The 11,765-nt window shown below is 56.6% G+C and carries 10 protein-coding genes and 1 tRNA gene; 1 reads left to right on the top strand and 10 read right to left on the bottom strand.

Annotation, left to right across the window (positions count from 1 at the left end; genetic code table 11):
- Window positions 1-16 precede the first annotated feature (16 nt).
- The 10 genes from infB to rlmE all read right to left on the bottom strand — a co-directional run bounded on the left by infB (window position 17) and on the right by rlmE (window position 11,331).
- A complete protein-coding gene (gene infB, locus AC5DB9_RS00320; RefSeq protein ID WP_272992416.1) occupies window positions 17-2,779 on the bottom strand; it encodes a translation initiation factor IF-2 in 2,763 nt (920 codons plus the stop codon).
- 29 nt (window positions 2,780-2,808) lie between these two features.
- Window positions 2,809-4,311 (bottom strand): transcription termination factor NusA, encoded by a 1,503-nt coding sequence (nusA, locus tag AC5DB9_RS00325; RefSeq protein ID WP_022958518.1) that lies wholly within the window; start codon window positions 4,309-4,311, stop codon window positions 2,809-2,811.
- A 43-nt stretch (window positions 4,312-4,354) separates the two neighbouring features.
- On the bottom strand, window positions 4,355-4,810 hold the full coding sequence (gene rimP, locus AC5DB9_RS00330; RefSeq protein ID WP_022958519.1) for a ribosome maturation factor RimP: 456 nt from the start codon (window positions 4,808-4,810) through the stop codon (window positions 4,355-4,357).
- 305 nt (window positions 4,811-5,115) lie between these two features.
- Window positions 5,116-5,201: transfer RNA gene (locus AC5DB9_RS00335), tRNA-Leu, on the bottom strand.
- Between the two features lie 11 nt (window positions 5,202-5,212).
- Entirely contained in the window at window positions 5,213-5,581 is a 369-nt protein-coding gene (gene secG / locus AC5DB9_RS00340; RefSeq protein ID WP_022958520.1) for a preprotein translocase subunit SecG, read from the bottom strand.
- A complete protein-coding gene (gene tpiA, locus AC5DB9_RS00345; RefSeq protein ID WP_272992410.1) occupies window positions 5,582-6,337 on the bottom strand; it encodes a triose-phosphate isomerase in 756 nt (251 codons plus the stop codon).
- 62 nt (window positions 6,338-6,399) lie between these two features.
- Window positions 6,400-7,734: a phosphoglucosamine mutase gene (gene glmM / locus AC5DB9_RS00350; RefSeq protein WP_272992407.1), complete on the bottom strand. Its 1,335-nt coding sequence runs from the start codon at window positions 7,732-7,734 to the stop codon at window positions 6,400-6,402.
- Window positions 7,731-8,603, bottom strand: coding sequence for a dihydropteroate synthase (gene folP / locus AC5DB9_RS00355; protein WP_272992404.1), 873 nt, complete (start codon window positions 8,601-8,603; stop codon window positions 7,731-7,733). The genes glmM and folP overlap by 4 nt, the downstream gene beginning before the upstream one ends.
- Before the next feature lie 9 nt (window positions 8,604-8,612).
- Window positions 8,613-10,568, bottom strand: a complete 1,956-nt coding sequence (gene ftsH / locus AC5DB9_RS00360; RefSeq protein ID WP_272992529.1) for an ATP-dependent zinc metalloprotease FtsH — start codon at window positions 10,566-10,568, stop codon at window positions 8,613-8,615.
- 139 nt (window positions 10,569-10,707) lie between these two features.
- Window positions 10,708-11,331 (bottom strand): 23S rRNA (uridine(2552)-2'-O)-methyltransferase RlmE, encoded by a 624-nt coding sequence (rlmE, locus tag AC5DB9_RS00365; RefSeq protein ID WP_272992401.1) that lies wholly within the window; start codon window positions 11,329-11,331, stop codon window positions 10,708-10,710.
- A 112-nt stretch (window positions 11,332-11,443) separates the two neighbouring features.
- Between rlmE and yhbY the strand changes: the two genes are divergently transcribed.
- Window positions 11,444-11,752 carry a ribosome assembly RNA-binding protein YhbY gene (gene yhbY, locus AC5DB9_RS00370; protein WP_022958526.1) on the top strand — a complete coding sequence of 103 codons (309 nt, stop codon included), beginning with the start codon at window positions 11,444-11,446 and terminating at the stop codon, window positions 11,750-11,752.
- Window positions 11,753-11,765 lie beyond the last annotated feature (13 nt).

Consider the following 11,765-nt stretch of genomic DNA (forward strand, 5'->3'; position numbering starts at 1 on the left):
TCGCGACAGGGCAGTTTTACAGGCTGCGGGCAATTTCTTTCACCTCAAACACCTCGATCTTGTCACCGGGGCGCACATCCTTATAGTTCTTCACACCAATACCACACTCAAGACCCGCCTTCACTTCATTGGCGTCATCTTTGAAGCGGCGCAGCGATTCCAGCTCGCCTTCATAGATCACCACGTCATCGCGCAGAACGCGAATCGGCTTGCTGCGATACACCGTGCCTTCGACCACCATACAGCCGGCGATATCGCCAAACTTGGGCGAACGGAAGACGTCGCGCACTTCGGCAATACCCACGATCTCTTCGCGCATTTCGGGGCTGAGCATACCGCTAAGCGCCGACTTCACGTCATCAATCAGGTCATAGATAACACTGTAGTAGCGCAGATCAATGCCTTCGTTTTCAGCCAGTTTGCGCGCACCGCCGTCGGCACGAACGTTAAAACCGAACATGACCGACTCAGACGTCATCGCCAGGTTCACGTCAGACTCAGTGATACCGCCGACACCGCCAGAGACGATATTTACGTTCACTTCCTCGTTACCCAAATCCAGCAGCGACGCTTGAATGGCTTCCAGTGAACCGCGAACATCCGCTTTCAGAACCACGTTCAGGGTCTTGCGATCACCGGCTTCCATACTCTCGAACATGCGGTCGAGCTTGGCAGCCTGCTGACGCTTGATGCGCTGTTCGCGCTCACGCAACTGACGGAAATCAGCCACTTCGCGAGCGCGCTTGTCATTTTCGACCACGACAAAGCCATCACCGGCTTCAGGCGTACCATCCAAACCGAGAATCTCTACTGGAATAGACGGACCGGCTGATTTCACCGGCTGGCCATTTTCATCCAGCATGGCGCGCACGCGACCATAGCACTGGCCTGCCAGCACAATGTCACCTTGTTTGAGCGTGCCTTGCTGAACCAGTACCGATGCCACTGCACCGCGACCTTTATCGAGGCGCGATTCAATAACCATACCCTGAGCCGGCACATCGTCGGCCGCCTTCAATTCCAGCAGCTCGGCTTGCAGCAGTACAGCATCGAGCAGCGCGTCGATACCTTCTCCGCTATGTGCAGAGACATAGCAGAACTGAGTATCACCGCCCCATTCCTCAGAAATGACTTCTTTCTGAGACAGCTCGTTCTTCACGCGCTCAGGGTCGGCGCCCTCTTTATCCATTTTGTTCACCGCCACAACCAGCGGTACTTCAGCAGCTCGGGCGTGAACAATCGCTTCCTCGGTCTGCGGCATCACACCGTCGTCCGCCGCAACTACCAGGATAACGATATCGGTACTCTTTGCACCGCGAGCACGCATAGCGGTAAACGCCGCGTGTCCGGGCGTATCGAGGAAGGTAATCATGCCGTGACCAGTTTCTACATGGTAGGCACCGATATGCTGGGTAATCCCCCCGGCTTCGCCGCTGGCAACTTTCGCTTTACGGATATAATCCAGCAGCGAGGTTTTACCATGGTCGACATGCCCCATTACTGTTACCACAGGCGCACGCGATTTGAGCGTACCTTCGCCAGTTTTAGCAACCAGCGTTTCTTCCAGAGCCTCTTCCAGCGCATCGTCGGAAATCAGCTTGACCTTGTGGCCCATTTCCTCGACCACCAGTTGCGAGGTCTCCTGATCCAAGGGCTGGTTGATGGTAACCATCATGCCCAGCTTCATGAGCTCTTTGATTACCTCAGCAGCTTTCACTTTCATTTGCTGAGCCAGCTCACCCGCTGTGCTGGTTTCCCCGATAGAGACTTCGTAAACAATCTTCTCGGTCGGCGTTTGGAAACCATGACGCTGCTGATCTTCGGGCAGCTTCAGGGTCTTCTTCTTGCGGCGTCCGCCACTTGAATCGCCATCAAAGTCGTCGCGACGGCCACGGCCTTTTTTACCTTTCTTGCCACGACCACGATCATCGTCGTCGTTGCTTGGCGCGGCACGCAAATGACGTGGTCCCGCTGCCTTCTTGTTTTCTTCAGCCTGACGCTCTTTCTTACGGCGCTCACGCTCTTCTTCTTCACGTTTTTTCTCAGCCAGCACCGCTGCACGGCGCTCGCGCTCACGCTCTTCTTCTTCTTTACGGCGAAGAATCGCACGCTGACGAAGAACCTCAGGATCGAGATCGCGCGGATCATCCTCCTCGGCAGCTGACGCAGCACTGGGCTCCTCTTCAGCAACAGCTTCGGGCTCAGGCTCCACTTCAACCTCAGGCGCTTCCGCGACAGTTTCTTCTGGCTCGGCCTCTACCTCAGGTTCAACGACGGGTTCAGGGGTTGCTTCAGGCTCGGGAGCCTCTTCAACAACAGGCTCACTGGCCGGGGCCGGCTCCTCTGCTCGCACGTCCTCAACAACGGCCGCTGGCTCCGCACTTACCTCGGGCTCAGCCTCCACAACCGCTTCAGCCGTGTCTGCCTCGGCGGCCTTACGCGCCACTTCCTCGGCCTCGGCTTCCGCCGCCAGCTCTGCAGGGTCGCGTTTGACGTAAGTGCGTTTTTTACGAACTTCGATATTGACGGTTTTCTTGCCGGAACCCGACCCCGTCTTCAGGGTGCTGATGGTTTTGCGCTTCAGCGTGATCTTGCGTGGCCCCTCGGTGGATTCACCGTGGCTGCGCTTAAGAAAGGTGAGCAGGGTTTGCTTGTCTTCGTCGGACACCACTTCGTCCGCCGAACTGTGCGACAAACCGGCTTCTTTCATTTGCCTGAGCAGACGCTCCACAGGTGCGCCAACAACTTCGGCGAGCTGGCTCACGGTAACTTCAGCCATTCATTATCTCCCTAAACTGTACGACTCGCTTAGCTTGCTGATTCGTCTTCGTCGGCAAACCAGGGGGCACGGGCAGTCATAATCAATTCAGCAGCCCGCTCTTCAGTCATATCATCAATATCGAGAAGATCTTCTACAGCCTGCTCGGCCAGATCTTCCATTGTTACGATGCCGCGGCTCGCCAACACAAAGGCGAGATGCTTTTCCATGCCATCCATATTCAGCAGGTCATCAGCTGGCTCAGTCGCATCGAGTTGTTCTTCACTGGCAATGGCCTGGGTCAACAGGGCATCTTTGGCACGAGCTCGCAGCTCCTGCGCGATATCCTCATCAAAGCCTTCGATATCCATCATCTCTTCCAGCGGCACGTAGGCCACCTCTTCGAGAGTGGTGAAACCTTCTTCAACCAGCACCACAGCGACTTCTTCATCGATGTCCAGCGCTTCCATGAAGGACTCAATGATTTGCCCCGACTCCTGTTCGTGCTTGGCAGACATATCCTCAATGCTCATCACATTGATGGTCCAACCTGTCAGCTCACTGGCAAGGCGGACGTTCTGACCTGCACGGCCAATCGCCTGTGCCAGATTATCTTCGGCAACGCCGACATCCATCGTGTGCGTGTCTTCATCCACAACAATCGACTCGACCTCGGCGGGCGCCATGGCATTGATAACGAGCTGGGCCGGGTTGTCATCCCAAAGAATAATATCTACCCGCTCATTACCCAGCTCACCGGAAACTGCCTGAACACGAGAGCCGCGCATACCCACACAGGCACCAACGGGATCAATCCGGCCATCATTGGTTTTCACTGCGATCTTCGCGCGCGAACCCGGATCACGGGCCGCTGCGCGAATCTCAATCACGTCTTCAGAAACTTCCGGCACTTCAATTTTGAACAGTTCGATCAGCATTTCCGGGCAGGCGCGACTGAGGAACAGTTGCGGGCCTCGAGCTTCCGGACGCACATCTTGCAGAATGGCGCGTACGCGATCGTTGATGCGGAAGACTTCGCGACCGACCAGCTCCTCGCGCGGCAGCAGTGCCTCAGCGTTGTTGCCAAGATCTACAATAATACTGTCACGGGTCACTTTCTTTACGGTGCCATTAATCAGCTCACCGACGCGGTCAGCGTACTCATCCACCACTTGCGCGCGCTCAGCTTCGCGCACTTTCTGCACGATAACCTGCTTGGCAGTTTGCGCGGCAATACGGCCAAAGCCTACGTTCTCGACCTGCTCCTCATACACATCACCGGCCTTCAGACTGGTATCGTGTTCGTGAGCTTCTTCCAGGGTGAATTGAGTACCGAGCAGCGCCATTTCATCATCGGGCATAACTTCCCAACGACGGAATGTATCGTAATCACCCGTGCGGCGATCAATCACCACTCGAATGTCCGAGTCTTCCTCGTAGCGCTTTTTCGTTGCAGTCGCCAGGGCCTGTTCTATGGCCTCAAAGATGATGTCTTTCGACACCCCCTTCTCATTGGATACTGCCTCAACCACCAGCAATATTTCTTTGCTCATCGTCCGCCTCTGTTCCGTAGCCGGCTGTTATGGTTAATCGTGCTTAAAAGCTGGGCACGACCTGTGCTTTGTCAATTTGCTCAAAGGGGAGCAGGTACTCATGCCCATCGAGCTGCAATACCACCTCATCACCTTCAATCGCCACCAGGCGACCTTGGTATTTGCGACGCCCCTCGAAGGCGACGCGCAGGCGGATATTAATGTCACTGCCGATATAACGGCGATACTGCTCCAGGTGGTACAGCGGGCGATCCATTCCCGGCGAAGACACTTCCAGAGTGTATTCCCCGGTAATCGGGTCTTCGACATCAAGAACCCCACTGACCTGATGACTGACTTTGGCGCAGTCATCAACCGACACGCCCTTTTCAGCATCGATGTAAATTCGCAGCAGGCTCTGCCGCGCGTGAGACTGATACTCCACGCCCCACAGCTCGAAACCCAGCGCTTCAACGCCGGGCCGCAGCAGTTCTTCCAGTTTGTCGCGCTGTGCTGACAAGATTCACTACCCACCAATAAAAAATGGGCCCGAGGCCCACTAACGAAAATCCCTGTCGATCACCGCCACGCATGGCGACAATACGAAAAAGCCCCTGTGCAAGGGGCTTTTAAAAAATCTGCGTAAAAAGCAATGTCGCCCTGCACTCGAGACCGGCAAAAACCGCATCGAGCCGACCTGCTCAAAGGAGGCGAAATTATAGACAGGCACCACGCACAGGTCAAGGCAGCACGCATATAACCGCAACAATACCAGCCTCAAAACCCCCAACAAAAAAGGCAGCCGTTTGGCTGCCTTTCATCAGTTGGTGCCGAAGGCGGGACTTGAACCCGCACGAGCTATGCTCACTACCCCCTCAAGATAGCGTGTCTACCAATTCCACCACTTCGGCGTATCTGTTACTTACTGCGACTCCGACGGCATGTCACCAACGGCCGGCATATCTGCATCCGCTGCCGGAATCTCCGCATTGGGAACCGGCGCCACATCGCGACTTTCTTCAAGCACCGGCACATCGATGATATCTTCATCGACAACACTGCGCTGCTTGGCCACATAGGCCAATGACAGGCTAGTCAAGAAAAACACGGTCGCCAGGATGGCTGTCGCGCGGGTCAGCACATTACCACTACCATCGCTACCAAACAACGTTTGCGACGCACCCGCACCAAAAGAAGCACCCATATCGGCACCCTTGCCCTGTTGCACCAGAATCAGACCAATAATGGCCAGTGCAGCAAGGACGTGTACAACAAGAATAATCTGTTCCATTTACTCCGCCGCTCGGCATATTGCGGAAAATTCTTGCGCATCCAGCGATGCGCCACCAACCAGACCACCATCAATATCGGCCTGACTAAACAATTCAGCAGCATTTGCCGCCTTTACACTGCCGCCGTACAAAATACGAACTCCGGCCGCAAGCTTTTCACTGTAGCCAGCAATCCGCTGGCGAATAAACGCATGGACATCCTGCGCTTGCTCAGGACTGGCCGTCTTGCCAGTTCCAATAGCCCAGACCGGCTCATAGGCAACAACCAGCGACGAAAGCTCACCGACCGCTACCGTTTGCATAACTGCATCTAACTGCTCAGCAACAACGTCCAGCGCCCGCCCGGCTTCTCGCTCTTCGTCGGTTTCACCCACACAAAGAATCGGTACGACACCCGCACTGAGGCAACGCTGCACTTTAACGGCCACAACAGCACTGCTTTCACCGTACAGAGCCCGGCGCTCCGAATGCCCAACAATGGCATAGCGACAACCGACATCCGCCAGCATTTCCGCTGACACCTCTCCAGTGAAGGCACCTTGCGCCGCCTGATCACAGACATTCTGCGCACCTACGGCAACCGGACTGCCACTCAAGGCCACCAGGACATCGGCGACATAAAGAGAAGGAGGAAACACCGCCACATCTGTGCCAGGTTCCGCGGGCAGTTCAGCCTTCAAGGAGGCCAGCAGGTTCTGGATCGCCACACGACTGCCGTGCATTTTCCAGTTTCCCGCTACCAGTTTGCTCCGCATACCCCATCCCTTAGCGCAAAATGGGCGCCAATCTTACATAAACTCATGAGCACATACAACAATCACTGCGCCCGACTCTCTACACAGGCTGCAAGCTGCTCACACAGCGATTGAACCTGCTGACCATCGCGCCCCTCAACCATCACCCGAATGAGCGGCTCGGTCCCGGATGCGCGAAGCAGAACGCGACCGGCATCACCCAACTCGGATTCAACCCGAGCAACCTCGCGCTGTAAAACTTCATCCGCCAGATCGAACGCCGACGCCGTGCGCACATTAATCATCACCTGCGGCAACATGGACAACGGGGCTCGCAAGGACGCCAGCGACGCCTGTTGAGTACGCATTGCCCTCAACACCTGCAACGCAGCCACAATGCCATCACCGGTGGTACTGACATCAGAGCAAATAATATGCCCGGAGTTTTCCCCTCCCAGCGAGTACCCCTGAGCCGTCATTAATTCTTTCACATAGCGGTCGCCCACTTTGGCGCGCACAAAAGGAATCGACAATTCGCGCAGGGCTAACTCCAAGCCAAGATTGGACATCAGCGTGCCGACCACCCCCGCACATGCGCCATCGCGGCGCCGCTGTTCCGCCGCGATGATGTACAGCAGCTCGTCACCATCGACCAGTTCGCCATTAACATCGACAAACAGCACACGATCCCCGTCGCCATCAAAAGCAATACCCAGGTCGGCCCCTTCGGCAACTACCCGCTGACAGAGCGCGCCGGGATGCGTGGAACCCACCTCGGCATTGATATTCAGGCCATCTGGCCCCGCCCCCATCACCACAACGTCGGCTCCCAGCTCGGCAAACACCGACGGCGCAACGTGGTAGGTGGCACCGTGAGCGCAATCGAGCACAATCTTCAAGCCGTCCAACGACAGCTCGGTACCAAATGTGGATTTGCAATATTCGATGTAACGCCCTGCCGCATCATCGATGCGTTTTACCTTGCCCAGCGCCGCCGATTCCACCGTCGACATTGGCTGATCCATGGCCGCCTCAATCGCCAGCTCTATCTCATCCGGCAACTTACTGCCCTCGGCGGAGAAAAACTTGATGCCATTGTCATAGTAGGGATTGTGACTGGCACTGATCACGATGCCGGCACGCGCCTTGAAGGTTCGGGTCAGATACGCAATGGCCGGCGTCGGCATCGGCCCCAACAGGCGCACATCCACCCCCGCCGCGACCAGCCCGGCCTCCAGAGCCGACTCAAACATATAGCCGGAAATTCGCGTGTCTTTGCCAATGAGCACACGCCCGCGACCTTCCCGGGCGAACACCTGACCGACTGCCCAGCCCAGTTTGAGCACGAATTCCGGCGTAATCGGAAACTCCCCGACTCGACCACGCACCCCGTCGGTGCCAAAGTATTTTCTTGTCATTGTTGTTGTCCCATCACCGCCGACGCTATAGCGAGAGCATCGACTGTCTCCGCGACGTCATGAACACGGAGAATTGTGGCGCCACGCTCTGCGGCCAACGCCGCCAGCACGATACTGCCCGGCATACGTTGCGCAACCTCGCGACCGGTGATGGCGCCTACCATCGTTTTGCGTGATACACCGACCAACAGCGGATACCCCAGGTCTTTCAACGCAGGCAAGGCACGAAACAGCGTGAGGTTATGTTCGAGACTTTTCCCGAAACCAAAACCCGGGTCCAGCACAATGCGATCCTGAGTGATGCCCGCCGCCAAACACGCCGCCACACGCGCCTCAAGAAATTCGATCACCTCAGCAACCACGTCGTCATAATGCGGCTGGCGCTGCATTACCTGAGGCTCGCCATTCATATGCATCACGCAAACGGGAAGACCGCTCTCTGCCGCCGCCTGCATAGCACCCTCGCGGCTCAGCGAGCGCACATCATTGATCAAGCCTGCCCCCGCTCGCGCAGACTCCCGAATTACCGACGCCGAACTGGTATCCACAGAAATGATCGTTTCAAAGCGCTCCGCAATCGCGCTTACAACCGGCACAACACGTTCTAACTCTTCTGACTCAGATACCGCATCGGCACCGGGGCGCGTCGACTCACCGCCCACATCAATCAACTGCGCCCCAGACTGAATCGCGCGCTCAACCTGTGCCAGTACAGCGTCGACGGCTATACGCCCATCGCGAACAAACCGGCCGCCGTCGGAAAAAGAGTCCGGCGTGACATTGATCACGGCCATCACGCTCGGTCTGGAGAGGTCTAAAATGCGATCGCCACAGCGAAGCTGTGGCGACATAGCGGGAATGGTGCTCATGGAATCAGATTAGTGATCGCTGACCGATCCCGCGAAAGGATCTTCCGGGCGGCGCTTATCCGACGCATCATCATCGCTGCCCGGCTTATCCGCTTCATCATCAACCGCGCGCTGCTGGCCACCACGACGGTTATCGTCATCCCAGCCCGCCGGCCGACGCGGCTTCCGTCCTGCCATGATGTCATCAATCTGTTTGGCATCGATGGTTTCGTACATCATCAATGCCTCGGCCATCATATCCAGCTTGCTGCGATTCTCTTCCAGGATACCTTTGGCCGTTGCATAACAATCGTCAATGATGCGACGCACTTCCTCGTCGATCTGACGTGCCGTCTCTCCCGACACGCTCTTACCAGATTGAGCGGCGGAGCGACCGAGAAACACCTCTTCATCGGCGTCGTCGTACATCAGCGGGCCCATTTTCTCTGACAGCCCCCATTTAGTAACCATCTTCCGGGCGATATCCGTCGCCCGCTGAATATCGTTAGACGCCCCGGTGGTCACACCATCCGCACCCAGGGTCATCTCTTCAGCAATACGCCCGCCGAACAGTGAACAGATCTGGCTGATAATGTGGCGACGACTCAGGCTGTAGCGATCTTCTTCCGGCAGGAACATGGTCACACCCAGAGCGCGACCACGGGGAATAATACTGACCTTATAGACGGGATCGTGCTCCGGCACGACGCGCCCGACAATCGCATGCCCCGCCTCGTGGTAAGCCGTGTTCAGTTTCTCTTTTTCGGACATCACCATGGACTTGCGCTCAGCGCCCATCATGATTTTGTCCTTGGCCAGATCAAACTGCTCCATCGACACCAGACGAAGGTTGGCCCGGGCGGCAAACAATGCGGCCTCGTTTGCGAGGTTCGCCAGATCGGCACCCGAGAAGCCGGGCGTACCACGGGCGATCACTGCAGGATCCACATCGTCCGACACCGGCAACTTGCGCATATGTACTTTCAGAATCTGCTCGCGGCCGCGAATGTCTGGCAGCCCCACCACCACCTGACGATCGAAACGGCCGGGGCGCAACAGAGCGGGATCGAGCACATCGGGACGGTTGGTCGCCGCGATGACGATGACGCCGTCATTCACTTCAAAGCCGTCCATCTCTACCAGCAACTGGTTCAACGTCTGCTCACGCTCATCGTGACCACCGCCCATGCCAGCACCACGGTGCCGACCGACGGCATCGATCTCATCAATAAAGATAATGCAGGGCGCCTGCTTTTTGGCCTGTTCGAACATATCCCGAACACGGGAAGCACCGACCCCCACAAACATTTCCACGAAATCAGAACCCGAGATCGAGAAGAACGGCACTTTGGCCTCACCCGCAATGGCCTTGGCGAGCAGGGTTTTACCGGTTCCCGGCGGCCCCACCATCAGCACGCCGCGGGGAATACGACCGCCGAGTCGCTGGAATTTGCCGGGGTCGCGCAGAAACTCTACCAGTTCCTGCACATCTTCTTTCGCTTCATCCACACCCGCCACATCGGCAAAGGTGGTTTTGATCTGGTCTTCACTGAGCAGGCGAGCCTTGCTTTTACCAAACGCCATCGGGCCGCCTTTGCCGCCCCCAGCGCCGCCCTGCATCTGGCGCATGAAGAACATGAAAATGGCGAGGATGATCAGAATGGGGAAGCTGGCTACCAGCAACTGCGTCCAAAGACTCTGCTGTTCTGGCTTGCGGCCTTCAACGACCACATTGTGCTCCAACAGATCATCGATCAGCTTGGGATCATCCAACAGCGGGCGAACCGTCTCGAAACGACTGCTGTCGCTGCGCTCGCCACTGATGACCAGGCCATCGATGACGACTTTGCGCACACGCTCGTTCTGCACTTCTGTAATGAACTGGGAATAGTTGAGTTGCTCAGTGGGCGACTGCACGCTGAAATTGTTGAAAACTGTCAGCAGCACCGCAGCGATCACCAGCCACAGCAGAAGGTTTTTTGCCATATCGTTCAAGAACCGATCCTCTATTCAGCTTGCGGCGCACCACAATGTTGCGGCGCCCAGCACTAGACCCCACTCTACTACAGAAATTCCGCCCCCTCTACGCTATCGGCCTATCGTCTCGATAGCACAGAACAATCGCTCAGCCGCGGAAACCGCGCCCCAGCAGATACACCTCGCGGGAACGGGGCCGCGACGCCGAGGGCTTGCGGGTGATCACTTTGTCAAAGCGCTGCCGCATATCTCGAAAGTATTCATCAAAACCTTCGCCCTGGAATATCTTGGTTACGAAATCCCCACCGGGGCGGAGCACATGCCCCGCCATATCCAGCGCCAGCTCACACAAATACATGGAGCGAGGCTGATCAACATCCTTCACTCCACTCATATTGGGGGCCATATCGGAAATCACAAGGTCTACCGGCTGATCAGCAATCGCCGCCAGCAGAGAATCGAAGACCGATTGCTCGGTGAAATCCCCCTGAATGAACTCCACACCCGCCAGGGTATCCATCGGCAAAATATCCGACGCCAGCACACGGCCGTTGTGTCCTACCAGCTCTGCCGCCACCTGAGACCAGCCGCCGGGCGCCGAACCGAGATCCACCACACACATACCCGGCTTGATCAGGCGATCTTTTTCCTGAATTTCCAATAACTTATAGCAGGCACGAGAGCGATAGCCCTCTTTCTGAGCCCGTTTCACGTACTGGTCGTCAAAATGTTCTTTAAGCCAGGCGCCGCTGGAGGAAGATCGTTTCGCCAAGGGAAGCCCTCTTTTAATCTGAGTCGCAAGCGTCGCGACCACACCGCGTATCGCTTACAGTATACCTTTCCCGTACAATACCGCCCCCACCAACCCACGCAGCACGAGCATCATGAAAACTCTGACAGCCAGCGACAAAAAACAGCTTCGCAGTATCGGCCACAATCTGAACCCCGTCGTAATGATCGGCGACAAAGGCCTTAGCGAAGGCGTGATGCTGGAGTTAAACCGCGCCCTGGAAGATCACGAGCTGATCAAGGTGAAGGTCAATGTGGCTGACCCTCAGGAACGCCGGGAAGTCATTGAACAGCTCTGCACTGACAGCCGTGCAGAGCTGGTGCAGGCTATCGGTAAAATTGCGCTGCTTTACCGCGCTGCGCAAAAACCGAACCCTCGCCTGTCAAACTTGCTGCGCGGCTGATCAAACCACCGCG

The sequence above is a fragment of the Spongiibacter sp. genome (genome assembly GCF_984394615.1).